The following is a 24,334-nucleotide window of genomic DNA, read 5'->3' on the forward strand; positions in this document are numbered from 1 at the left end:
ACCGGTTCATCCCATTATTCCGTGATGAGATGCCCGATCCCTGCACGGAAGTAATCGTACCCCGTATATAGGGTCAAAGTGGCCGCCACCCAAAGCGCAGTCAAACCAAGCAAGGACGTGTACGGGAAGATCAGGTCACCTGCCGGCCCCGCGAGAAGAAGGCCAATTGCAACCATCTGGACCGTGGTTTTCCATTTCGCCAGTTGGGTCACCGGCACACTGACCTGCAGCTCTGCAAGAAACTCGCGCAAACCGGACACCAGGATTTCGCGGCACAAGATGATGAGCGCCGCAATGATAGACCAGCCGCCGATTGTCCCATCCGCAGCAAGCATCAAAAGACATACAGAAACCAGCAACTTATCGGCAATCGGGTCAAGCATCCGGCCAAGAGCAGACTGCTGCTGCCAAGCACGCGCCAGATAGCCATCAAAGAAATCGGTGATCGCTGCGAGAACAAACAGTCCAACCGCAATCCAGCGCGGCGTCGTTCCCTCGAAATAAAAACAAAACGCAACAGCCGGTACGGCCAGGATCCGGCCGTAGGTCAAGATATTCGGCAGACTGAAGGCAACGTTGTTTTTCATATTGGCTTTCTAAAGCACCGTCTGTATTCGGCAGATGCGGCGGATGGCCCAGACCTCTGAACACCTTAAGCCCACGAGGACGTTGGCCCAACGCTGGTCTACAAGGCCATATCTCGTCAAGCGGTCAAATGGAAGGATCAGCTGAAAATGCTGTCGCCCTGCTGGTCGATCATCATCTTGGCTTTCCGGATCATTTCATTCGCGGCTTCTGTTTCTCCCGGCAAGGTGTCCGCCCGGATGAACACATGGCTTTTCAGCTCTTCACCGTCCTGTTTTTCGATCCGTCCGCGGACCTGCCACTGGCCCCCATTTTGCTGAGGCTCAGCGATGATTGTGTAGCTGTCATACTCGACCGACACGCTGTTGCCGGGCTTTTGCGGAGCATCTGACCCGCCAAACAATGACTTCAACACCTTGCCAAACATCTGGCCATCCTTCTCAAGAAGTAGATGCCGTTCTTTTAGGCCGGTCACGCGGGACCTTCAAGGTGTGGATCGGTAGAGTCCGCTCAGGAGCATGAAACCTATTGATTGTTTCCAAGATCGCGGCCCGACCAGTGACGGCGGCAAAGGGAGATGTATTTATCATTTCCGCCAATGACGACCTGATCTCCTTCTTCAACGATTTTGCCATCCCCGTCCAGCCGGGCAACCATTGTCGCCTTGCGGCCACACCAGCAGATCGTTTTGATCTCCTTGAGATTGTCGGAGATAGCCAGCAAAGCAGCACTTCCCGGAAACAGTTTGCCCTGAAAATCAGTTCGCAAGCCGAAACACATCACCGGTATGCGCAGGCCATCTGCAACGCGTGCCAGTTGCCAGACCTGCTCCTCGGTCAGGAACTGGGCTTCATCGACCAATACCGCGTGGATCTCGCGCTCTTTTCGAACAGCATCCACATGCGCGTAAACGTCATCGGCAGACGAAAAAATGTCCGCGTCGGCGGCCAGCCCGATTCTGGATGCAATCCGCCCCTTGCCTGCCCTGTCATCCAAAGCCGCGATCAGCAACAACGTGTTCATGCCGCGTTCTTCATAGTTGTAAGCAGCTTGCAGCAAGGACGTAGATTTGCCCGCGTTCATGGACGAGTAGTTGAAATAGAGTTTGGCCATCGGGCTTTCTTCAGGAATCGGTCGAAAGGTTGCCGCAGTCTTTCCAATCCGATGCCTGAGCTCAATTGTTTTCTGGCTCGCCGCGCAGACTATCCCCGCCCTGTTGTGCGTAGATTAGTTTTTAGCCTGCTCAGGGAGTTGAAGAGTCACCAGAAGCGGCCGGTGATCCGACCCGATGTGCGGACCTAGAGACACATCAACGATGCCGATGTCTTTTGAGACAGCCACCTGATCGACCGGGGAGCCCAGGACCCAGCGCAGGCGATAGTCAAAGAAGTACCGCGTCACCTGCGGGATACGGTCTGGATAGGCCGTGACAAGGTCATTGGCTACCAGTGACCTTTGGAACCTCGCCGACCACGGAGCACTGTTCCAATCACCGATGGCGATCAGCGGTGTGCCACCACTTTCAAGCCGTTCGGCAATCACCGCGTCCATCTTATCAAAATAAGCGCGCTTGTTGTGCCAGCGCCGGGCTGTGCGGGGACTGTCCGAGTGAACAGAAACCAGGTCCACGGTCTGGCCTTCAACGTTTATCGAGAATGACAGAATTTCGCGATCGGCGTTGTAATGGACGCTTGCGCCTGGTGGCGTCACACCCGGGATAACCAGCGAAGAGGTCTCTTCAATTGGAAAGCGGGAAAAGATCACCAGTTCGCCAAGGTCTCCAACCAGCAGATGCTCCGGATAGACACTTGTATCCGGTCCGCCGATCGGCAAACCACGCTGATGCCACCGCCACTTTTGCAGATTCCAGAGTGTTTCCTGAAACACGATGATGTCGGGGTCGACTTCCTTCAGATAACTGGTGAGCACCGGGTCTCCGAGAAACAAGGCCTCCAGGTTGATGGAGACAATCTTGATTTCCCTAGCATCTGTGGAAAAAGCGACCGGCGGCACCGTGTTCTCTATGGTCCGAAGACCTGTCAGGACAGCCAGCGCGATCGTGGCTACGGCCGCGATCACGATCAGCAACCGAAAGGCCCCGCGCCAACTCCGGACAAACCAAAAGCCAGCAACCGCACAGAGCGTACCGCCAATCCCTCCATACAGAAACTGCCAGAGGAAAAAGCTCATGTTGTCGGACAACCAGTAGTCCGGTGCAATAAATGACGAAAGACCAAGAGACGCGGCGAACACCGCACCCAGACCGCAGCACCAAGCCGCCAGAACGAGGAGCGGGCGGCCGATTTTCACCACCCTCTCAAACATCAGTGATCCGGCTCTTTGAGCTGTGTTGGTTCTGCTGGACGCGCAATACGGTTATGCCTTCTTAAGAACGAAGCGTGCCTTTGCCATTTACAGACTTCACCTTCAAAGCACCAGCTGGTTCAACGGTTTTGCCGAACCACTGCACCGGGACTTATATGCCATTTGGCGGATAAATTACTCATGAAAGTGGTCGTAGACCAGACGGGCGATGGCTTCGGAGATCCCTGGTACAGCAGCAAGATCATCGACCCCGGCTTTGGAGACCGCTTTCGCGGTCCCGAAATGAGAGAGCAACGCCTTCTTTCGAGTGGGGCCAATACCCGCAATTTCGTCCAACGGGTTCTTGGCGATATCCTTTTTACGGCGCGCCCTGTGGGAACCAATTGCAAACCGATGCGCTTCATCCCGCAGGCGCTGAACGAAATAAAGGACCGGATCCCGCTCTGGCAGCATGAATGAGGGTTTGTCAGTGATGAAAAATTTCTCCCGGCCTGCGTCCCGGTCCGGCCCCTTTGCGATACCGACCAGCGGCACATCGGTCAGGCCAAGCTCTTCCAGTGTCTCCCGCGCAGCCGTAAGCTGACCCTGCCCGCCATCGATCAAAACCAGATCCGGCCATGCTGGAATATCCGTATCGACCGGGGCATCGGCCTCTTCCGCTTCCGGCGTAACTTTAGGATTGGACGTTTCACCGCCCTCCGGCCGGGCATGCTCTTTCATGAGACGTGAGAAACGGCGCGTCAGGACTTCCCGCATCATGCCGTAGTCATCGCCAGGAACCAGATCTTCTGACTTGATGTTGAACTTCCGGTAGTGCGCCTTTGCAAATCCTTCTGGGCCCGCAACGATCATGCCGCCGACAGCATTGGTGCCCATGATGTGAGAGTTATCATAAACCTCAATACGGCGCGGAGGGGTCGCCAGGTCGAAAGCTTCCGCCACGCCTTTGAGCAACCTTGCCTGACTTGAGGTTTCGGCAAGACGCCGCCCCAATGCTTCGCGCGCGTTTGTCATGGCGTGCAGGACAAGTTCTTTTTTCTCGCCGCGCTTGGGAACCGTCACCTCAACCTTGCGGCTCATCCGTTCGCTCAAGGCTTCTCCTAAGAGCTCTTGCTCACCGAGCGGATGAGACAACAGGATCTGTTTGGGCGCTGGCTTGTCGTCGTAAAACTGGGCCAGGAAGCTTTCCAGAATGTCAGCCTCGTCCCAAGACTTGTCAGCCTTTGGGAAGTAGGCGCGGTTGCCCCAGTTTTGTCCCGTTCGGAAAAAGAATACCTGGACACAGGATTGCCCGCCCTCCTGGTGAATGGCGAAGACGTCTGCTTCATCCACCGTTTGGGGGTTGATGCCCTGATGCGCCTGAACGTGAGACAGCGCTGCCAAACGGTCCCGATAGATCGCCGCCCGCTCGAATTCCATGTCCGCGGAAGCGGTTTCCATCTGGGCAGCCAACTGTTCTTTGATCAGTTGGCTGCGTCCGGACAAAAACGCCTTCGCTTCTGAGACGAGGCCCGCATAGTCCTCCGGCGCGATTTCCCCGGTACACGGTCCGGCGCACCGCTTTATCTGATATTGAAGACAGGGCCGTGTTCGGTTTTCGTAATAGCTGTCCGAACAGGTCCGGATCAAAAAAGCCTTTTGCAGGGCATTGATCGTCCGGTCGACGGCCCCGGCAGACGCGAATGGGCCGAAATAGTCGCCCTTGCGCTTGCGAGCCCCCCTGTGTTTGACGATGGCTGCAGATTCATGATCACCAGTGACCAGAATATAGGGAAATGACTTATCATCCCGCAAAAGCACGTTGAAGCGCGGCCTGAACCGTTTGATCAGGTTGGCTTCAAGCAGCAGGGCTTCCGGTTCGGTGTTGGTGACGACAAATTCCATCGCGGCCGTCGCAAGGATCATGCGCATGATCCGGTTCGATTGCCCCTGCAGGCGGGTGTAGCTGGTCACCCGTTTCTTCAGGCTTCGCGCCTTGCCGACGTAGAGAACCTCTCCGTTTTCATCGAGCATGCGGTAAACACCAGGCCCGTTGGGCAGACGCTTGACCTCGCGGGCGATAACTTCAACCCCCTTCAGAACCGGCGCATCCTCAGCGCCTTTCGAGTTTTTTGTTGAAGTATCGGTTTCGGACACGTCGCCCATGCTGGTCCTTTTTTGAGGATCGGAGAGTATTGGTCTGAAGTCGTCTGAAAGGCGTGGTTCGCCTCACTCAGCCGGCATAGCCCAGCATGTAAACGCTGGCGATGTAAAGGCCATAGGCCGCTGTCATGACAAACCCTGAAATCCGGCCAAGACAGACCTTGAACCCGGCGAGCGCGGTCAACAACACCGCACAGGCGAGCATCACCCAGATGTCGAGCTTCAGAACCTCCTGCGGCACATCGATTGGAACAACGACGGCCGTGATGCCGATTATTGCAAGAAGGTTGAAGATATTCGATCCGATGACGTTGCCGATCGCTACGGCGCCATGCTGCCGGATTGCGGCCATAACAGTAGTTGCAAGTTCCGGAAGGGAGGTTCCAAGCGCGATCACCGTCAAACCAATCACTGCATCGCTCACACCCCAGGCCGTTGCGATGGTCGTTGCACCACTGATGGTGAAATGCGCACCAAGCGGAAGACCGACGAGACCCAGGCCGATGTAGATGAGCGCGACCCAAATGGAATCGGGAACGTCATCCACGTCGTCCAGTTCATCATCGTTATCCATGACCTCTGTGGCCACATCCGCACCAGCTGCAGCGGCTTTTAGATCTTTCCGATGGCGCCGCGCGGCAATTGTAGAACCACCAAGAAACACGGCCAGCAACGCCAAAAGAAGAATGCCCGACCACAGACCGATCGGCGAGAAGAAACAAAGCGCAATGAAAACAAGAGTGACGCCAACCATGAAGAGCGCGGTCCGGGTGGCGCCCTGTTCGCCGCAAGGTGTCGCAGCGATCAACGCGGGCATACCGAGCACCAGCAACACATTCGCAATGTTGGATCCGACCACATTGCCGATTGCAATCCCGCTGGCATTATCCAGCGCTGCCTTGAGGGAGATAACAAGTTCTGGCGCTGACGTGCCAAAAGCAACGATTGTCAAACCGATGACAAGATTGGGAATACCAAGCCTCTGAGCGACCCCGACAGAGCCTCTGACCAAGACATCGCCGGCAATGATGAGTGCAACCAATCCACCTGCCAGGCTTAAATAGTCAAACAGCATTCTGAGTTCCGGTTCGGGTCTGAGGGTTGAAATACGGCAGCTTTGGGATCGCCGTTCTTTCGACTGGGCGCGTTATACGCAATAGATTGGTGCGGGGAAAGCGGGGAACAAGGATCTTTCTTGTCCAGTCACTGCAAATCGCAACGGTCTTAATCTCTGGTTCACACTGACAGAAATTTGCCGCCATTAGTCATCAAAACTCCATAATCTCTGACCCGATCCGCCACAAACGATCTCCATATCTTCAATCCGGGGGAAGGTGTGGACGCGACTTCGAGCGCGTCTTGAATTGAATGAGTTAGTGTGGATCTGGAGTATTTTCAATGAACCGTCTTGCACTTGCAGGTTTTGCCCTCACCGCCAGCGCTGCAGGAGCGCTCGCTGCCGACCTGCCGCAGTCACCTGCACCGGCACCAGCATATGATGCTGTTCCCGCAGGTCAGCAAAGCATCGACTGGACCGGCTTTTACATTGGGACGCAGCTTGGCTGGGCCTTTGGCAACTTCGACAACAGCACCGGCGGCGCAAGCCGTGGCTTCAACGACAACGGTGTCGCTGGCGGAGCTTATGCCGGATACAATTTTCAGGTCACCCCGAATGTTGTCGTTGGTCTGGAATCCGATTTCAGCCTGACCGATCTGGAAAAGAGCGGAACCGTAAATGGCCTGTCGCTGAAATCCAGCTCTGACTGGAACGCGAATTTCCGCGGCCGTCTCGGCTATGCGTTTGATCGCTACCTGATCTATGGTGCGGGCGGTTTGGCAATCGCCGATCTGGAAGCCACCGCCAATGGTGTCTCCGACAGCAAAACCGCTCTCGGCTGGACATTGGGCGCTGGTGCTGAAGCCGCGATTACGTCCAATGTTGTCGCCCGCTTCGACTACAGCTACCAGGATTTCGGCGATCAGGACTTTAACCTCGGTGGAACCGGTGTCAGCACCGAGTTCAATGACCACCAGGTTCGGGCCGGTATTGCCTACAAGTTCTAAACCTGGAATTCAGGCAGACTTAAAAAGAAAACCCGGCGCAGGCGCGCCGGGTTTTCTTTGTTGTAGGTTCAGCGATCGAACCTGCCGAACCTTGTCTCCTCGTGAGCGATCAGCCGGTCGCTGCAGTTTTCATCTCGCCAACTTGCGGGCGGACGGCCCCGTCATAATCTTCCATCAACGTCTTGATGATGTCACCAACGACATAGCTTTTTCCGGCGATTTCAGACACCGGCGTCACTTCGGCAGCTGTCCCGGTAACGAAACACTGCTCAAAGCTTGAGAGCTCTTCCGGCATGATGACCCGTTCAATAACCTCAATGCCACGGTCCTTGGCAAGACCGATCACAGTCTGCCGGGTAATCCCGTTCAGGAAGCAGTCTGGCGTCGGCGTGTGGATCTTGCCGTCTTTTACGAAAAACACGTTCGCACCAGTCGCCTCGGCAACCTGACCGCGCCAGTCGAGCATGAGAGCATCTGTATAGCCCTTCGCTTCGGCGGCATGTTTGGAAATCGTGCAGATCATGTACAGACCGGCAGCCTTGGCCTTGAACGGAGCCGTTCTCGGATCCGGACGGCGATAGTCCGCCATATCAAGCCGAATACCCTTCAAACGCTCTTCCGGCGCAAAGTAGCTCGGCCATTCCCAAGCAGCGATCGCAAGGTGAATGGTGTTCTTCTGGGCGGAAATGCCCATCATCTCACTGCCGCGCCAAGCGACCGGGCGAATATAGGCGTCCGTCAAGTTCATGCGCGCAAGGGTTTCTTCCTTGGCAGCATTGATCTGCTCCGCCGTCCAGGGAATTTCAAACCCGAGCTCGCGAGCAGATGCCAGCAGACGCTCGGTATGCTCTTCGGATTTGAAGATACGTCCGCCATAGGCGCGTTCACCTTCAAACACGCTGCTTCCGTAATGCAACCCGTGGCTCAACACATGCAGCTTGGCATCGGACCAGGGCACAAACGTGCCGTCATACCAGATATCACCCGTCAGCTGATCAAAGGGCTGTGCAGCCATGTCTTAAACTCCCGCCCGCTCTCCTGAGCGTGTTTTCATTTTTCAGTCGCGTTTTCAATCGGCTCAGGCGTACAACGGCCCATTGAATGGCTGTATCTTTTGCACAGCACGCCAACTATCGGTATCTTGAGAAGCGCGCCGTTCCTGATTGGATTCGTTTGTCGTTAAATGCTGAAAAAAGCAACAAAACGACCAATCATTTCGCACACCGTGGTCAACAAGTAACAATCGGTCCTAAATAAGTCAATATGACTGACATAAATTTCAAAGCGTCCCTGCCCGCCGAATCCAAGCCTGTGAGCCAGTCCGAACCGGCAGGAGACAATGACGGAGCCGCAAACGCAGTTCCCTACGATCTGATAGAACTTTTGTTTTTTGCCTATCGCGATTTTACCGGCGATCCCGACGATGTTCTGGCGGAATATGATTTCGGCCGCGCCCATCACCGGGTGCTCCATTTCGTGGAACGCAATCCCGGGATTATGGTGACCGACCTGCTTGGCATCTTGAGGATCACCAAACAAAGCCTCGGGCGGGTGCTGAAACAGCTGGTCGACGCGGATATCATCGAGCAGCGTGAAGGCCCGCATGATCGCCGCCAGCGCCTCTTGTATACAACAGAACGTGGACAGGTGCTTGCGGATGATCTTGCCCGCCTGCAGCAAAAGCGCCTTGAACGCGCCCTAATTGGACTGCCAGATGGCGCCGACGTGATTGTCCGGCAATTCTTGTTGCAAGTTATTGATCCTGAAGCCAGGAACGACATTGTCGGGCTGATCCGCAGTTCATACGAATTGAAAGACTGATCTGGCGTCCGCCGGGTTCATCGTTGGGAAGGACAAAAGCGCCGATGACTGTGACGGCTCCTGATGACAACGCGCCTCATCTGCTACTGGTCGATGACGACAGCCGGATCCGGGACCTGCTTGGGCGGCTGTTGAAAGACAACGGATATCGCGTGTCTGCCGCGGCCAATGCGGCCGAAGCACGAGTTTGCCTGTCCGGGTTGGAGTTTGATCTGATCATTCTCGACGTCATGATGCCGGGTGAAACCGGAACGGAACTGGCAACGTCACTCCGGGAAACGTCACAGGTTCCAATCCTGATGCTGACAGCACGGACTGATGCCCCCGACAGGATCGCCGGCCTGGAGGCCGGCGTCGACGATTACCTCGGCAAGCCGTTTGAACCGAAAGAACTGTTGCTGCGCATTGGTGCCATTCTTCGCCGAGGCCAATACCAACCGCCAACGACGGTGACGGAAATCCGGTTCGGACCGTTTTGCTACAACACATCGCGGGGTGAACTCAAAAACGGCGACAGCTCGATCCGCCTCACCGACCGCGAGAAACAGATCCTGTCGATTTTTGCAGAACAACCCGGCGCCACCGTTCCCCGGCACAAGATTGTTGGCGATGACAGTGGCCTCGGTGAACGAACGGTCGATGTCCAGATCAACCGGTTACGCCGGAAAATCGAAGACGATCCGGGCAACCCGGTCTACCTGCAAACCGTTCGGGGCATCGGCTACCGGCTTGCGTGTGACTAGGGCCTTTTTGAATGGCGAGTATCGAAAGCTTCCTTCAGCGCTATGCAGCTTTTCTGCCCGTCAACGCTGTCCATCGCGGCTACCGTCGCGTTTCCCGGTTTCTTTACCGGGTCATGCCGAAAGGCCTATACACCCGAACCTTTCTGATCATCGTGATCCCTGTCGTCATTCTGCAATCGGTGATCGCCTTCGTCTTCATGGAGCGGCACTATCAGCTCGTTTCACGGCGCATGTCCGAAGCCGTTGTTCGTGAGATCGCGGCCGTTGTCTATGTTTTGGAGAACTATCCGCAAGATCCTGAGCATACAAAGATCGAGGAACTGGGGGCACGCGCGCTCGGCATGTCCATGTCGATCCTGCCGCTGGAGCCGCTGCCCCCTCCCACACCGAAACCGTTTTTTGATGTCATTGATCAGGAGCTGAGCAAGGCGATCAGCCAGAGGATCGGGCGGCCATTCTGGATCGATACCGTCGGCCGGTCCCGTTTTGTGGAAATCCGGATTCAGCTGCAAAACGAGGTTCTGCGTGTCTTTACACGCCGGAGCCAGACCTTTGCCTCAAACTCGCATATTTTCCTTGTCTGGATGTTTTCGACGGCCCTCGTCCTGATCGTCATTGCGCTCTTGTTTTTGCGCAATCAGATGCGCCCGATCATTCGCCTTGCAAATGCGGCTGAGGCCTTCGGCAAGGGCCGGCCGGTCGGCGATTACAAGGCGAGCGGAGCACTGGAAGTCCGGCGCGCCGGCGTCGCCTTTGCGGACATGCGCCGGCGGATCGAGCGGCAGATCGACCAGCGAACCACAATGCTGGCCGGTGTCAGCCATGACCTGCGTACTATCCTCACACGTATGCGGTTGCAGCTTGCATTTCTCGGTGACACTCCGGAAAGCGAGGCCATGCGCAAAGACGTCGATGAAATGAGCAACATGCTGGAGGATTATCTGGCGTTTGCCAAAGGCGATGGTGACGAGGAACCACAAGAGACCGATGTGGCCCTTCTGTTCGAAGAGCTTGAGGAAGAGAGCGAGATTTCCGGTAACAACGTCACAGCCAGTTTCGACGGCCCCTCGGAAGTTCTGCTTCGCCGGAACTCGATGAAACGGTGCCTCTCAAACCTGGTGACCAACGGCTGCAAGTACGGGCAGCGAGTCGAGCTCAATGGAACGATTGAGAATGACTGGTTGATCATCACCGTCGATGATGACGGCCCGGGTATTCCCGAAGATCAACGGGATCTGGCGTTCCGGGCATTCCACCGGCTGGATCTGGCACGCAACCAGGACAAGACCGGGAGTGGCCTCGGCCTTGCAATTGCCCGCGATATCACGCGGTCACACGGCGGCGATCTCTACCTCGAAGACAGCCCGCTTGGCGGGTTGCGCGCCCGCCTCAGGATCCCGGCTTAAGTGACAATGAGATAGTTAGAACCAGAAGACTTAATAGAGCCGCCCGCCGATTGGCACGTCCTTGTCGGGGGTCATCAGGACGACCTCCCCATCGGCGTCTGGAACACCAAGTGTGAGGACCTCAGACCTGACAGGTCCAATTTGGCGCGGTGGGAAGTTGACCACCGCCATGACCAAGCGGCCAACAAGCGTCTCGGGCGTGCAGTGTTTCGTGATCTGGGCAGAGGTTTTCTTGGTTCCGATCTCTGGTCCGAAATCGATCCGGAGTTTGTAGGCAGGTTTCCGCGCTTCGGGAAACTCCTCAGCCTCAACAACGCGGCCCACACGTACGTCAACTTTCAAAAAATCGTCAAAACTTATTTGGTCACTCACGGTTCACTCCATTTTTGAGCGACCATGATCGCTAAACCAGCAGGAGTAAACCCTGGAAATTACGCGCCCTGTTCTTACGGCATCGGCATTTCAGCGTCGGCCGCAAAATCATCATCTTCTCGAGATCTGCTGCGGCTCCGGCCGCGCCTGGACGCAGATTTGATAAATTTGCGCAAACCCTTTGCCATTCCTTCCAATCGGTTTAGGCGCTTCATGAAAGACACGCCATTGTCGAGTTCCTTGTCGAGGCGCGCCATGGTGCGCGGCATGCCTTCATCCGGTTCGTCCAACCAGGTATCGACGACCTTTGCAAACGCCATTACGAGCCCTTGGGCAACCACTGTGCCCTTTGCTCCAGCCAGATCGATTCCCGCGGCGACAAGCATCCATTTCTGCGAGCGTATGGCGATGCGATTGAATTCAAGTGCCAGGCCCGGGTCTTCATCGGCTGCGGTTTTGAGGGCCCGGACGGCCTCCTTATGCTCCGCCAGAGCATCTATGCGTGTCATCAGGATATCGAACAGACGGTCACGTGCCGGCTGATTATCCATACCCTCGTCGCGCTCATCTAAAACCGCAGCGTCAATGTTCTCCGCAAATGCTTCGACCAGAGTAAGTTTGGACGGGTACGCGCGCCGCAGGTCCGACAATTTGACTTTAGCGGTCTCGGCAATCAGCTGAAGCGAGACATCCTCGTAGGGATGCTTTTCAAGCAACTCCAAAAAAACGGTGAGGATCTTTTGCTTCGTCTTGGCGGTTGCCATGCTCTGGTCTCCTATTTCCTAATCGGAAGATAGGAGACCAGCGATGCGGCGAAAAGGGGTATCTCGCCGCACCCGTTGCGGTTTTAGCCCGCCAGTTCCTTTGCCCGTTTTACAGCCGCAGCAACCGCCTCGGTCATGATGGGCTGGATTCCACTTTCAGACATCAGAACATCCAAAGCGGCCGCGGTCGTCCCGTTCGGGCTGGTGACGTTCTGACGTAAAATAGCCGGGTCCTCTCCGGACTGGTGCATCAATTCACCAGCTCCGCAAACTGTGGCTATGGCCAATTGCTCCGCAAGATCTTCCGGCAAGCCCGCAGCTTTGCCGGCTTCTTTCAGCGTTTCGGTCATGTAGAAAACATAGGCGGGACCCGAACCACTAACGCCGGTTACGAGGTCAATCTGGTCTTCGCTGTCCAGCCAAACGACCTTGCCGACGGCGGAAAGCAGCTGGGAGATCGTGTTCTTTTGCGCGTCCGTAACCTTTTCGGTTGGGTAAACTGCGGTAATGCCGCGTTTCACCATGGCCGGCGTGTTCGGCATGCACCGTGCTGTCGGGATGTCTCCGAAAAACTCCTGAAACTTGCGTACCGGCGTTCCGGCGGCAACCGATAGGACCAGTGTGCTGTCGTCGCTGGCGGGCACCAAACCAGGCAGCACATCATCCATCATCTGCGGCTTAACGGCCACGAGTATGATACCCGCAGTCACATTATCCGGCATCTGCGCAGCATGACCAATGCCATGTTTTTTCAAAAGCGCACCGATTTCCGGCGATAAAAAGGGATCAACAACAAGAATGGATGCCGGATCAATTCCCTCCGCCATCCATCCAGACAACATCGCCCCACCCATCTTGCCAGCGCCGACAAGAACAAAGGGGCGCTCCTTGGAAAACGTCATGCTTCTCCTGCAGTTTCAAAAAGGGCTGTACTGAGGGCCTCCGACGCGGAGTGGCCAGCCCAGACCACAAACTGGAAGGCTTGATAGAACCGCTCGCAGTTATCAAGCGCATTGGCCAGCATGGCCTCGATTTGTGCCGAAGTCGGCTCCGCGCCGCCTGCGAGCAGCAGGGATTGGCGGAACATGACCACACCTTCCTTGCTCCAGAGATCGAAGTGGCCAGCCCACAGCTGTTCATTGACCAGTGCCAAGAGCCGGACAACCTCGGTCTTTCTGATCTCCGTCACCTTCAAGTCGAAGGCACACGCCAGGTGAAGCGCCTCAACATCTTCCATCCAGGAAAAGGAGACGTGGTAATCACACCAATTTCCGGCAATGGAAATCGTGATCTCATCGTCATCTGAGCGCTCGAACGTCCAGTCGTTCAAGGCCGCAACAGTTTCGATGGTATCCACGGGATTCTCAGGTCGCTCGAAGTCGATCTCGATGAGGCTCATATGCCTTCTCCCCTTCCAGCCGGGGCCGAATACCCGATCAGGATAACCGGGTGGGCCGCCGGGGTAAGTCCCAAGCCGAGGAGCAATGGCGCGTCCTTGTCTGGCCCAATCGTTAGACCGGTTCCGCCTTGCTCCGACGAATCCCTGTTATCTTTGAGTATAGGTGCAGGAAGGACTTGAGGCCTACCTACCAATTTCGAGCAGAAAGCCGAAACTTGTGGACGAGTGAGCAGAAAGTTTAGCCTCCCTGCCCAAAAACACTGCAATTCCGCCGAGTTTGACTGTTACATCACTGACATCATTGATTAACAGAAATCGGCCGAGAACGCTGATAAAGCGAACGCTTAGCTCTTGCCGGAGGCCTTTTCACCGGCTCCTTCGAGTGCAGCGAGTCTTTCTTCCAGTTCATCAAGACGATCAAGAGCGCGGACGGCCATCTCTTTCACAGCTTCATGCTCTTCACGCGACACCAGATCCATGTCGGACAAAAAGCGTTCCGCCTGGGCGCGAAATGCAGTCTCGACCTCGCGGCGCGCGCCTTGGGCAACACCGGCAGCATCGGTCATCAGCTTTGCGAAATCATCCAGCAGGCGATTTGGGCCTTGGGTCATGCCCTGCTCCTTTCAAGCATTAAATGTCTACCCGACAGGTATGAGGGTTTAAGGTGAACTTCAAGCGCTTAGATCAGTGAACATCTGCCAATACGAACGATATATCAGTTCGCACCCCGAAGACGTGATGCGCGGTGGCTTGACGCCTGATGCGAGATCGCGCATGCGTTGCCCACATCGGCATTTACTCCCAAACCGAGGGTCCCAGCTTGCCACCGCTTCTCGCCATTCCGTTTCCAGCGATTGATCCCGTTATCGTCGAAATAGGTCCGTTTGCCCTGCGCTGGTATGCGTTGGCCTACATCGTCGGCATTGTTTTGGCATGGCGGTACATGAGAGCCCTTGCGCTCAACGATACTCTCTGGGGACCAAGGAACCGTCCAACCCCGGTCGATCTGGATGACTTTGTGCTCTGGGGGACACTGGGCATTATCCTGGGCGGACGTCTTGGATATGTCCTGTTCTACAATCCCGCTTATTACCTCGCAAACCCGGGGGAAGTTCTGGCGATCTGGTCAGGTGGCATGTCGTTTCATGGCGGCTTTGCCGGAACGGTTATTGCCATGATGCTGTTTGCCTGGAAACGCGGGCTCTCATTGTGGACCCTGTTCGATCTTGCCGGCTGCGCGGCGCCCATCGGCATATTCTTCGGCCGGATGGCGAATTTCATCAACAGTGAGCTTTGGGGACGGCCGACAGATGTCCCATGGGCTGTTGTCTTTCCAAACGCCGGACCTGAACCGCGCCACCCGAGCCAGCTTTACGAAGCCGCCCTGGAAGGCTTGATCCTGTTCCTGGTGCTCCGCCTTTTGAGCCATCGCTTCAAATTGCTGCAGCGGCCAGGCTTCCTAGCCGGCGCTTTCGCCTGTGGCTACGGCGTGGGACGATCCATCGTCGAGCTCTATCGGGTCCCCGATGCCCACATCGGATATTTGAGCGGGTTCCTGACGATGGGAATGCTCTTGTCACTCCCGATGATCCTTGGTGGGATCGCGTTGATGGTCTGGTCCGCCAAACGAACTCCACAGGCAGCTGATCAGTGACCGCACTCAAAGAGAAGCTGCGCCGCCAGATCGCTACCGAAGGTGCTATTTCTGTTGCCACCTACATGGCGCGCTGCCTCGGTGATCCGGAGCATGGGTATTATACCACCCAGGAGCCGTTTGGACGAACAGGCGACTTCGTAACGGCTCCGGAAGTTAGCCAGATGTTTGGCGAACTCATCGGTGCAGTCTGCCTGAAAGCTTATGAAACGCTGGGCGCTCCGAGCGACTTCCAGCTGGTGGAGCTTGGCCCGGGCCGCGGCACGCTCATGGCCGACTTTCTCCGTGTGGCATCTCATCGGCCAGAGTTCCTGGAGACAGCCACACTCAATCTCGTTGAGATGAGTCCGAGGTTGCGGCAGGTTCAATTGCAGACACTTCGGAACACACAGCTTCAGCCCAATTTCCGAAACACGTTTCAGGATGTACCGGACGGCCCCGTAATCGTGATTGCAAACGAGTTTTTTGATGCGCTCCCGATCCACCAGTTCGTCAAAACACCGAATGGTTGGAACGAACGCATGGTCGGACTTGAGACGTCTGGGAAACTGGAGTTTGGCGTGGGCCCTGCACAGCTGCCAGCTGACGCGATTCCCCCTGCGGCAATGAAAGCTCTGGAGGGGAGCATTTTGGAGACGCAGCCTGCGGCCAATGCAGTCGCCGAGGAAATTGCGACGCGTATTGCGGAACATGGCGGCTTTGCGCTGTTCATTGACTACGGTTACGCCCAAACGGCACCAGCCGATACGCTGCAAGCCCTTTACCGGCATGCTTATGATGATGTTCTGGCCCACCCTGGCGAGGCAGATATCACCGCACATGTAAACTTCGAGGCACTTGCAACTGCGGCAAGGAGAGCGGGTGCGGTACCGCTCCCCCTCCTCACTCAAGGCACATTTTTGCTCCAGTCAGGGCTTTTGGAACGCGCTGGAGCCCTTGGTGCCGGAAAAACACCAACAGATCAGGATGCGATCCGGGACGCAGTCGAACGGCTTGCCGCTCCAGACCAGATGGGCGACCTTTTTAAAGTTCTCGCGATTGCACCTGAGGGACAAGTCTTTGCCCCATTCGAGCCGGCGAGTTAGAAGCGCCAACCAGACCTTGCGGTGACACACGATGGAGACCGAATGAAAATCGAGGCGAACGAGCTCAATTGCGGTGGGATCACGCACGGCTTCTTCACGCGCAACGGGGGTGTATCCGATGGTCTTTACGAGAGCTTGAACATTGGTCTCGGCTCTGATGACAAACGGCCTCTGGTTCTTGAAAACCGGAAGCGTGTTGCCGAGACATTCGGCATCGCGCCGGAGTACCTCGTCTCGCCTTACCAGATCCATTCTCCAGATGTGATCACGGTCGAAGGTCCTTGGGCAGAAGGCGCAGATCGCAAAGCTGATGCGCTGGTAACAAGAACCCCGAACGTGGCTCTCGGGGTAGCGACCGCGGACTGCGGACCGATTCTCTTTGCCGATCCGGAGGCCAAAGTTATTGGTGCAGCCCATTCCGGCTGGAAGGGGGCGATCTCAGGCGTCATGGAAAACACCCTTGAGGCCATGGAAAAGCTCGGCGCGAACAAACACAACATCCGCGCTGTACTCGGACCGACGATTTCACAGAATTCCTATGAGGTTGGACAGGAGTTCTTCGAACGGTTTGCAGATACGTCGCAAGCGAATGAGACATATTTCAAACCGTCATCGCGCGCGGAACATCACATGTTCGATCTACCTGCGTTCATTACAGATAGTCTAAAGAACCTCGGCCTTGCAAAGGTCACTTCAATCGATGTCTGTACCTATGTGGACGAGGACCGCTTTTTTTCTTATCGACGAACAACGCATCGCAAGGAACCGGACTACGGGCGCCAAATCAGTGCCATTATGATCCGTGCTTAACGAAAAATGAGGTTAGCATCGGGCCGCTTTTGCACCAGAATTGTTGGCCTGCTTCGCAATTCGCCGCGTATAAGGCCGGATTGGCGGTTAGCTGCACCTGTTCTGCACCAAGCCTCTCGACCTACCGGACAAGTCGGGCTAAACCAGAAACCAAATCGGGGTGGGGTTCGGCAAGTGCCGGAATCTGGCCCAAACGCCATGTGAGAGAATTCAGGCTAGCCATCTAAATGCCCCATAGAACCGAATTCCCGATTCTCCGGATCCTCAAAGTTATCGGAGGGCTGCTTCTGGTAGGTGGCCTTGCTGCCTGTCAGGGCGCAAATCCTCCGCCAGCTGCGATCAACACGACGCCGGTCGCGCCGAGCTTCATCCAACCCATTGATGAACAACAGGGCACGACGTTTGCCTTCGAGCCGTTTACCGGCGCCCCAGGCAACATTGCCGATGAGCTTTCCAATGAAATTGGTCAACAGTCTGCCCTGCGCGGCCTTAAGCTTGTGCGGCGAGTCGGTGCTGACGCGACCTACCGGGTGAACGGATATCTCGCAGCGACGGGCCAACCTGGCAAAGGTACGGTATTTTACGTTTTCGACATCGTTGACCGATCAGGGCGCCGCTTGAAACGGATTTCGGGCGCTGAGGAAACCGGAGGCTCTACCGGCGATCCATGGACTGGGGCAACGTCCACGGTTCTGACCCGCATCGCAGAACGTTCTGTGGTTGAAATTTCCGCCTGGCTCAACCGATAAGGTCAACTTTAACCGGATAAATCAAAACCAGCATCATAAAAACTAAAAAAACCGCATCTGACACCCTCAGCGCGGTTGTCGTCTGTCCGGTTGGTTGTTACAACGCCGCCGCCTGCCGAAGGTTTTCCCCCAAGAAGGCTTTGGGCAATCGGCACCTTGAACGACCTAACGCCCCAACCGCGTGTTTGCTTGGCCCCTCTTGGCCCTACAAACCCGGCTCCGCACCAGAAGGACTTGCGGCTTATGAAGATCGTCGCGGGCAATTCCAACCGAGCCCTGGCCGAGGAAATCTCCCAATACTTGGATGTTCCATTGGCCAAATGTCAGGTCCGGCGCTTCGCCGACCAGGAAATCTTCGTCGAAATCCAGGAAAATGTGCGCGGTGAGGACGTCTTTGTCGTCCAGCCGACCAGCTACCCGGCCAATGACCACCTTATGGAACTGCTCATCATTATCGATGCGCTGCGCCGGTCATCTGCCCGCAGAATCACAGCCGTTATTCCTTACTTCGGATATGCCCGCCAGGACCGCCGCGCCTCTGGCCGGACACCTGTCTCGGCCAAGCTTGTTGCCAATTTGATTACGGAAGCCGGTGCTGACCGCGTGCTGACGCTGGATCTGCACGCCGGCCAAATCCAGGGTTTCTTCGATATTCCGACGGACAACCTGTTCGCCGCACCGGTCATGACCCGCGACATCAAGGAGCGCTATGCGACCGACAATGTCATGGTCGTCTCGCCGGATGTCGGTGGCGTGGTTCGTGCCCGCGCGCTTGCAAAGCGCATTGAGGCTCCGCTGTCCATCGTCGACAAACGCCGCGACAAGCCTGGAGAATCGGAAGTCATGAACATCATTGGTGATGTGAATGGCTACGATTGCATTCTGGTGGATGACATCGTCGACAGTGGCGGCACACTCTGCAATGCAGCGGATGCACTGCTTGCCAAGGGCGCCAAGTCAGTTACTGCCTATATCACCCACGGCGTTTTGTCCGGCGGTGCTGTTGCACGCGTAACCTCCTCCAAGCTGAAGGAACTGGTGATCACCAACTCCATCGAGCCGACGGCTGCCATCACTGCTGCGCCGAACATTCGCGCGATCTCGATTGCTCCCCTGATGGGCGAAGCAATCAACCGGACAGCCTTGGAAAAATCGGTTTCCAGTCTGTTCAACTGATTGGTCTGATAGACTTTTTGAAAGCGCCGGTTTTGCCGGCGCTTTTTTTGTTTGAGTGAAACCATCTCCGATCAGTTGAGCTTGCCCGGCAGACTGAGGTCTCCAGAAGCCACATCGAATACGTCGACGACGCACAGCAGCGGAGCGTGGATGTTCTGATTGACACGCAGAGCCGACGTCACCCCGTCGTAAGACATCCCATCAGCCACTGACGGATCATCAAAACTGACATTGATGGTGATCTCTTCACTTTTGAGCACCGGAGAGAAACCCGGGCTGTCGATGTAAATCGGCAATCCCGGCCAGGTCGCCGGCATTTTGGGCGAGGCCCCATTCGGGATATCCTTCACTGACAAAGCTCCTGTCCCACAGGCTTCGTTGGGCGTTAAAACAACCCAGTGCGAGTGCCATTTGGCGCCGTCATTTGTCAGATCCCCGTCCCCATCTTCATCAAAGAGCGGCGTGTCATCAAAATCCGGGTGAGACGTTGCAACAAGTGCCAGGATCCCATCTTCGCTTTCAAAGCCGACAACGTCCGGCTTCAATGAGGTCGGCCAAACATAGGCTTCAACCGGAGCGCCAGCGAGTTGGCCGGCCGGTTCAGGCGTCGTGGCACCAGCGGTTCCCATAAGCGTCATGTGGAAGGTTACAATGCGTCCGGACCGATGCACGTGTGCTGCCAGAATATCGTAGTTCTGGTCTATTTCGGTGTTTTCCGGCGACAGCACTGCGCCCTTTTGGTGAATTGCATGATCGCTGTGTGACCCGCCTGCCAGAGCGGTAATCGGCAGGGCAGCAAGGACAAGACTTCCAGCTAGTGTCTTCAACATGGGTGTTCTCCTTTACAAAAAGATGCTCCTTCAATAATAGCGAGTCGATACTATTGCAAGTTTAATTTCGACTCGCTATAAAAAGATATGAACAACGATCGCGAACACACCCGTTCCATCTCTGATCTGATTGACCGCCTCGGCAGGCTGAACGCGGCCGAAGAATGGAATGGACCGCTCAACCCGTCACAATTCGCTGCACTGTCCTATCTCGCCCGGGCGAACAGGTTTTCGCGGGCGCCGTCTCACGTAGCCGACTACCTGGCAACCACCAGAGGCACAGCGTCTCAAACCTTGAAAGCGCTGGCCCGGAAGGAGCTGATTGCCGAGTCGCAACTTGAAGAAGACAAGCGCAGCATTCGTTATGACGTGACAGATGACGGGCACGCGTTGCTAGCCGCGCAATCTGCAATGTCAGCCGCGATTTCGGCTCTTGAAGCTACGAACGCTGAAGCGCTAAAGGACGGGCTGACAGCGTTGGTTATGAAGCTTCTGGAACAGCGCGGTGCGAAATCCTTCGGTCTTTGCAAAGAGTGTAGCCACCATCAATCAACGGATGCTGGCGGGTACTGCAACCTTCTGGACGTTCCGTTGAAGCAGCAGGAAGCTGAACAGATTTGCCATGAGCACACCTCTACCATAGGATGACTCTTAAAGATGACAACCGCACAGATCTTGGGTGTATATGCCGGAAAACCTGAGGACAGATGGGACGGGAAAGCACCCTCTGCAATCCGTAAGTCTCTGATTCAGGGAGCTGTTCAGCTTACAGAAACCGGGATTGTGGAAGACCAGCAGGCGGATCTTGCGGTCCATGGCGGTCCTGAGAAAGCGCTGCACCACTATCCTTCAGAACACTACGCCGATTGGGCGGAGCGTTTTGGCACTTCACCGTTCGCATACGAACCCGGGACATTTGGGGAAAACATATCATCGTCCGGCTTCACCGAAGCAGACCTTTGTATTGGCGATGTTTTTGCCGTCGGCTCAGCCCGTCTCCAAATCTGCCAGGGCCGCCAGCCGTGCTGGAAGCTTAACATGCACACCCAGAACCCTGCCCTTGCGGCGCATTTTCAGAAAACTGGCAAAACGGGCTGGTACTACCGGGTTCTGGAAACCGGCATTTTAGAAGCAGGCGACAGTCTGACCTTGATCGACCGGCCCTGTCCGGATTGGAACCTGAAAGACGTGATCTTTGCCCGGTTCAACCCGAAACTGGAAAGCAGCACGGCGTCCGCACTTGCCAACCTGGCCGTACTTGCCGAACCATGGCGGTCCGCCTTCGCAAAAAAGGTCGACCCTGATTTTGTAGAAGATACGTCACGCCGACTTCCTGGAAGCTAGGCGGGATCGCTCCGGCAACCCTTAAGCAGCTTCAACGGCTTTGAGGAACCGGTCCACCGTCCCGCGAAGGTCTTCGGTTTTATCGGCCACGTCATTGGACGCCCGCAAGACATCGCCAGCGGAGGAGCTGGTCATCTGCGACTTTTCGCTGATTGCCACCATCGATCCCGCGACTGACCGCGTTCCTTGAGCAGCTTCCTGCACATTCGCAGAAATCTCTGTTGTCGCCTGCCCCTGCTCCTGAACTGCTGAAGCAATGTTTCCGGTGTAATTGTCGACGGTTGCCATGGTTTCCGCGATCGTTCCGATCGCCGAAACGGCTTCCTTCGTTGCCGCCTGGACTTCAGACACCTGCGCCTCAATCTGCTCGGTCGCCTTGGCCGTCTGTGTCGCCAATTCCTTGACTTCGGACGCAACAACCGCGAAGCCGCGGCCCGCCTCTCCGGCACGGGCAGCCTCAATCGTTGCATTGAGAGCAAGCAAGTTGGTCTGCTCGGCAATATCAGAGATCAGGTTCACAACATCGCCGATGTTCTGGGCAAGCTGCGCCAGACCGCCAATCCGCTCGTTTGTTTCCTGAGCAGATCCGAGTGCAGCCCGGATAATCTCCGTGGTGCTGTCAACTTGCCGGCCAATCTCCTGAATGGACGCGGACAGCTCTTCAGAGGCGGACGCCACGGTCTGGACATTTGCAGACGCCTGCTCAGAGGCCGCTGACGCGTTCGTCGCCTCGCCGGATGTTTCATCGGCTATGCCGTTGAGGCCCTCGGCGGCCGCCTGCATCTGATTGTTATTGTGAACGACCGTATCCAGCATTTGCTCGACTTCATCGCGGAAAGTTTCAATCAAGGAACTGACCCGATGAGCTTGTTCTTGTTGCGCTTGCTGGTTGGCATTTTGCTCTGCCTCCAACCGTTCACGCTCCAACGCATTCTCCCGGAAAACGGCGACTGTGTCGGCAATTTCCTTGATCTCATCGTCGGAGGTCTGCTTGGGGACATTGACCGCTGTATCGCCTTTGGCGAGAGCGCCCATGACCCCCGCCAACCCATTGATCCGGCGGGACAACTGAACAGACACCCAAAGGCCGAGCAGCCCGGCACCAAGTGCGCAAACCACAGCGATGACCACCGTCCAGTTCCGCAGCTTCGCCAACGGGGCGAGGACTTCAGCCGCGCTCTGAACGACAACAAGCGCATAGTTTTTGCCGAGATATTCAAACGGCACGGCTGCCGCGAATGATTCCTGTCCCTGCAGATCGTCCAAAACCTGGAACTCCGGCGCGCCGCCCAGTGCATTGAGAATAGGACTGCCCTGAAGCAGATCGCTCGTCACTTCATCGACATCGGGGGTCCGAACACTGTCGTTTTGAATGATCCCGTCAGCGTTGACCAAAAACACATTCCCTGTCTCACCAAGGCCTGCATACTTGCCAAGCATGTTGCTCACGCGGGAGACAGCGGTCTCATAAATGGCGACACCGATGACCTTTGACCCGACCGAAATCGGTACTGACAAGAAACCAACAGGCTTGTCTGTGGGTCCGGGATAATGCTCTACATCGAAAACATGCGCCTGGTCCGGAGCACCTGCCAAGGCCGCCTCATAAGCCTTGGCTGCCGCTGTACCGGTCCATTCGGCTGACTTCAGATTTTGAGCAAAATCAGCCTTTTTCTGAACGCTGTAGACAACATCGCCGTCCAAATTGATCAATAGGATCTCGTCGAAGCTGTTGGATTCGGCGAACGCCCGCATTGCAGGATGATGCTTGGTATGCGCCCGGTCGTAGGGCTTGCGCCCAGCCTTCACAAGATCTGCACGTTGATCCGCAGGATGCGGATTGTCCGTGACATACACCTTGGTAAGGGTTGCCTGCGCCTTGTCGCCGTACTTTGCCCAGTTTTTATCAAAGTCGGAATAGGCAGCCCGCAAGCCTTTACCGGATGCGTGATCTGTCACAAGAGCCTGTTTAGAGGACAGATAATCTGTCAGGGCGTCCTTGCGGCTTTCAGCGAGGCCCATGAGCTTTTCTTTAGCCAGGTCCCGGACAGACTGTGCTCCGGACATGTAGCTCGCAATACCGACACCAGCTGAACAGAACAATGCAATCCCGACCATGATGGCGGGAAGTTTCTGAGAGACTTTCAAAGGCTTTGCTCCGCAAAGAACGTGGGCAAGGCTCCCGCCTTGCCCGTTGAAACATTAAAGATTTTCGACGTTCACGCCGAACGTGACGGCACCGATTGGCTCACCACTATCCGGATCAACAACCGGTACACTGACCTGGCTCTGCAGAAGCTGAGTGCTCTCATCTTCTTCAAGATCACTGATGTGCACAGAGCCCGAACCCGCGCCGTAGGTCTCCTGCCATTTGGCTTCATCGCCTTGCCAATAGTCAGAGGTCACATCGCTCTGACCAACGTTGAGACCTTTGGCATCCATCACAAAGATTTCGGTAAAGAGACCATCGCTGCCATCTTGCAGATCGGCCAAATATCCGGACAGATCGTTTTCAAGCACGGCATCGATCATCGGCTGATCAACTGCTTCTGCTTCAGCGCGCCAGGTTTTGTCGAGCTCATCGATCTTGGCCTGATCATGACCGGCAGTTTGCGTGTTCTGTGCCTTGACGGCCGCAATCACTTCGGAAGAGGACGCGATTTCGGCAATTTGGCCGTTCGCCAGCTCTTCCAGCTCAGCCCTAAACTCATTCGCGTTAGCGGCACCGGTTGCAAGGAGTACAAATACCGCGGACTTCAAAAACGTTTTCATGGATCGCTCTCCGTTGAGTTCCGTAACGACATTCAACGCGGCAGACCTTAATCACATATGTATAGTCGCTTATATTTACTGATTGAATTACTAATAAATTCAACCAATGAGCTGCATTACAAAACCAAAAATCTATATAACTCAAATAACACTCGATGGTTGATAATTTTTACTTTTGAGAACTAGCAGATTTGACGATAATTGCGCACCTATCGGGGCCGCTTGCTTTTCCAAAGGGTTTCAGCTATACCGCGCTCGCGTCTGCACCCCTGGAGGAGGCGCTCGTAGGACCG

The 24,334-nt window shown here is 55.8% G+C and carries 26 protein-coding genes; 11 read left to right on the forward strand and 15 right to left on the reverse strand.

Going from position 1 to position 24,334, the window contains the following annotated elements; genetic code table 11:
• Positions 1 to 14: 14 nt before the first annotated feature.
• From pgsA to ACVDG4_RS13710, 6 genes are all read right to left on the reverse strand, one after another.
• Positions 15 to 587 (reverse strand): CDP-diacylglycerol--glycerol-3-phosphate 3-phosphatidyltransferase, encoded by a 573-nt coding sequence (gene pgsA / locus ACVDG4_RS13685; RefSeq protein WP_133946040.1) that lies wholly within the window; start codon positions 585 to 587, stop codon positions 15 to 17.
• 137 nt (positions 588 to 724) lie between these two features.
• On the reverse strand, positions 725 to 1,060 hold the full coding sequence (locus ACVDG4_RS13690; RefSeq protein WP_008191612.1) for an HlyU family transcriptional regulator: 336 nt from the start codon (positions 1,058 to 1,060) through the stop codon (positions 725 to 727).
• Between the two features lie 50 nt (positions 1,061 to 1,110).
• Positions 1,111 to 1,698 (reverse strand): thymidine kinase, encoded by a 588-nt coding sequence (locus tag ACVDG4_RS13695; RefSeq protein ID WP_409693255.1) that lies wholly within the window; start codon positions 1,696 to 1,698, stop codon positions 1,111 to 1,113.
• A gap of 114 nt (positions 1,699 to 1,812) precedes the next feature.
• On the reverse strand, positions 1,813 to 2,910 hold the full coding sequence (locus ACVDG4_RS13700; protein WP_447235464.1) for an endonuclease/exonuclease/phosphatase family protein: 1,098 nt from the start codon (positions 2,908 to 2,910) through the stop codon (positions 1,813 to 1,815).
• A gap of 174 nt (positions 2,911 to 3,084) precedes the next feature.
• Positions 3,085 to 5,055 (reverse strand): excinuclease ABC subunit UvrC, encoded by a 1,971-nt coding sequence (gene uvrC / locus ACVDG4_RS13705; RefSeq protein WP_447235465.1) that lies wholly within the window; start codon positions 5,053 to 5,055, stop codon positions 3,085 to 3,087.
• A gap of 67 nt (positions 5,056 to 5,122) precedes the next feature.
• Positions 5,123 to 6,127: a calcium/sodium antiporter gene (locus ACVDG4_RS13710; RefSeq protein WP_447235466.1), complete on the reverse strand. Its 1,005-nt coding sequence runs from the start codon at positions 6,125 to 6,127 to the stop codon at positions 5,123 to 5,125.
• Between the two features lie 323 nt (positions 6,128 to 6,450).
• Here ACVDG4_RS13710 and ACVDG4_RS13715 point away from each other — a divergent pair, with 323 nt between their 5' ends.
• The gene (locus ACVDG4_RS13715; protein ID WP_447235467.1) at positions 6,451 to 7,116 is read left to right on the forward strand and encodes an outer membrane protein; all 666 of its coding nucleotides are present in this window, start codon (positions 6,451 to 6,453) and stop codon (positions 7,114 to 7,116) included.
• Between the two features lie 109 nt (positions 7,117 to 7,225).
• Here ACVDG4_RS13715 and ACVDG4_RS13720 read toward each other — a convergent pair whose 3' ends face one another.
• A complete protein-coding gene (locus ACVDG4_RS13720) occupies positions 7,226 to 8,131 on the reverse strand; it encodes a branched-chain amino acid aminotransferase (RefSeq protein ID WP_447235468.1) in 906 nt (301 codons plus the stop codon).
• Positions 8,132 to 8,379: 248 nt separating this feature from the next.
• Between ACVDG4_RS13720 and ACVDG4_RS13725 the strand changes: the two genes are divergently transcribed.
• From ACVDG4_RS13725 to ACVDG4_RS13735, 3 genes are read left to right on the forward strand one after another with little or no spacing between them, the layout of a single operon-like run.
• Positions 8,380 to 8,937, forward strand: coding sequence for a MarR family winged helix-turn-helix transcriptional regulator (locus ACVDG4_RS13725; RefSeq protein ID WP_208326649.1), 558 nt, complete (start codon positions 8,380 to 8,382; stop codon positions 8,935 to 8,937).
• A 44-nt stretch (positions 8,938 to 8,981) separates the two neighbouring features.
• Positions 8,982 to 9,680 carry a response regulator gene (locus ACVDG4_RS13730; protein WP_133946027.1) on the forward strand — a complete coding sequence of 233 codons (699 nt, stop codon included), beginning with the start codon at positions 8,982 to 8,984 and terminating at the stop codon, positions 9,678 to 9,680.
• Positions 9,681 to 9,691: 11 nt separating this feature from the next.
• The gene (locus tag ACVDG4_RS13735; RefSeq protein ID WP_447235469.1) at positions 9,692 to 11,086 is read left to right on the forward strand and encodes an ATP-binding protein; all 1,395 of its coding nucleotides are present in this window, start codon (positions 9,692 to 9,694) and stop codon (positions 11,084 to 11,086) included.
• Between the two features lie 30 nt (positions 11,087 to 11,116).
• On the opposite strand, the gene ACVDG4_RS13740 is transcribed toward ACVDG4_RS13735, so the two are convergent.
• The 5 genes from ACVDG4_RS13740 to ACVDG4_RS13760 form a co-directional block, all read right to left on the reverse strand.
• Positions 11,117 to 11,458, reverse strand: coding sequence for a tRNA-binding protein (locus ACVDG4_RS13740; protein ID WP_447235470.1), 342 nt, complete (start codon positions 11,456 to 11,458; stop codon positions 11,117 to 11,119).
• 74 nt (positions 11,459 to 11,532) lie between these two features.
• A complete protein-coding gene (locus tag ACVDG4_RS13745; protein ID WP_447235471.1) occupies positions 11,533 to 12,222 on the reverse strand; it encodes a TetR/AcrR family transcriptional regulator in 690 nt (229 codons plus the stop codon).
• Positions 12,223 to 12,305: 83 nt separating this feature from the next.
• Positions 12,306 to 13,124 carry a pyrroline-5-carboxylate reductase gene (gene proC / locus ACVDG4_RS13750; protein WP_447235472.1) on the reverse strand — a complete coding sequence of 273 codons (819 nt, stop codon included), beginning with the start codon at positions 13,122 to 13,124 and terminating at the stop codon, positions 12,306 to 12,308.
• Entirely contained in the window at positions 13,121 to 13,621 is a 501-nt protein-coding gene (locus tag ACVDG4_RS13755) for a type III secretion system chaperone family protein (protein ID WP_209174376.1), read from the reverse strand. Before ACVDG4_RS13755 ends, proC begins: the two co-directional genes overlap by 4 nt.
• 344 nt (positions 13,622 to 13,965) lie before the next feature.
• The gene (locus tag ACVDG4_RS13760) at positions 13,966 to 14,232 is read right to left on the reverse strand and encodes an accessory factor UbiK family protein (protein WP_209180903.1); all 267 of its coding nucleotides are present in this window, start codon (positions 14,230 to 14,232) and stop codon (positions 13,966 to 13,968) included.
• Positions 14,233 to 14,381: 149 nt separating this feature from the next.
• Between ACVDG4_RS13760 and lgt the strand changes: the two genes are divergently transcribed.
• The 5 genes from lgt to ACVDG4_RS13785 all read left to right on the forward strand — a co-directional run bounded on the left by lgt (position 14,382) and on the right by ACVDG4_RS13785 (position 19,095).
• A complete protein-coding gene (lgt, locus tag ACVDG4_RS13765; RefSeq protein WP_447235473.1) occupies positions 14,382 to 15,275 on the forward strand; it encodes a prolipoprotein diacylglyceryl transferase in 894 nt (297 codons plus the stop codon).
• Entirely contained in the window at positions 15,272 to 16,360 is a 1,089-nt protein-coding gene (locus ACVDG4_RS13770; protein WP_447235474.1) for a class I SAM-dependent methyltransferase, read from the forward strand. Before lgt ends, ACVDG4_RS13770 begins: the two co-directional genes overlap by 4 nt.
• Positions 16,361 to 16,402: 42 nt before the next feature.
• The gene (gene pgeF, locus ACVDG4_RS13775) at positions 16,403 to 17,170 is read left to right on the forward strand and encodes a peptidoglycan editing factor PgeF (protein WP_447235475.1); all 768 of its coding nucleotides are present in this window, start codon (positions 16,403 to 16,405) and stop codon (positions 17,168 to 17,170) included.
• Positions 17,171 to 17,397: 227 nt separating this feature from the next.
• Positions 17,398 to 17,919, forward strand: coding sequence for a hypothetical protein (locus tag ACVDG4_RS13780; RefSeq protein WP_447235476.1), 522 nt, complete (start codon positions 17,398 to 17,400; stop codon positions 17,917 to 17,919).
• Positions 17,920 to 18,162: 243 nt separating this feature from the next.
• Positions 18,163 to 19,095: a ribose-phosphate pyrophosphokinase gene (locus ACVDG4_RS13785; RefSeq protein ID WP_133946006.1), complete on the forward strand. Its 933-nt coding sequence runs from the start codon at positions 18,163 to 18,165 to the stop codon at positions 19,093 to 19,095.
• Positions 19,096 to 19,166: 71 nt separating this feature from the next.
• Here the strand turns inward: ACVDG4_RS13785 and ACVDG4_RS13790 are convergent, their stop codons facing one another.
• On the reverse strand, positions 19,167 to 19,925 hold the full coding sequence (locus ACVDG4_RS13790; protein WP_447235477.1) for a hypothetical protein: 759 nt from the start codon (positions 19,923 to 19,925) through the stop codon (positions 19,167 to 19,169).
• A gap of 87 nt (positions 19,926 to 20,012) precedes the next feature.
• Between ACVDG4_RS13790 and ACVDG4_RS13795 the strand changes: the two genes are divergently transcribed.
• Positions 20,013 to 20,573, forward strand: coding sequence for a MarR family transcriptional regulator (locus tag ACVDG4_RS13795; protein ID WP_447235478.1), 561 nt, complete (start codon positions 20,013 to 20,015; stop codon positions 20,571 to 20,573).
• 9 nt (positions 20,574 to 20,582) lie between these two features.
• Positions 20,583 to 21,269: an MOSC domain-containing protein gene (locus ACVDG4_RS13800; RefSeq protein WP_447235479.1), complete on the forward strand. Its 687-nt coding sequence runs from the start codon at positions 20,583 to 20,585 to the stop codon at positions 21,267 to 21,269.
• A 21-nt stretch (positions 21,270 to 21,290) separates the two neighbouring features.
• On the opposite strand, the gene ACVDG4_RS13805 is transcribed toward ACVDG4_RS13800, so the two are convergent.
• Together ACVDG4_RS13805 and ACVDG4_RS13810 are read right to left on the reverse strand one after the other, a co-directional pair.
• On the reverse strand, positions 21,291 to 23,417 hold the full coding sequence (locus ACVDG4_RS13805; protein ID WP_447235480.1) for a methyl-accepting chemotaxis protein: 2,127 nt from the start codon (positions 23,415 to 23,417) through the stop codon (positions 21,291 to 21,293).
• Positions 23,418 to 23,471: 54 nt separating this feature from the next.
• Positions 23,472 to 24,041 (reverse strand): PDC sensor domain-containing protein, encoded by a 570-nt coding sequence (locus tag ACVDG4_RS13810; protein WP_306148822.1) that lies wholly within the window; start codon positions 24,039 to 24,041, stop codon positions 23,472 to 23,474.
• Between the last annotated feature and the right edge of the window lie 293 nt (positions 24,042 to 24,334).

It is taken from the genome of Roseibium sp. MB-4 (assembly GCF_053005265.1).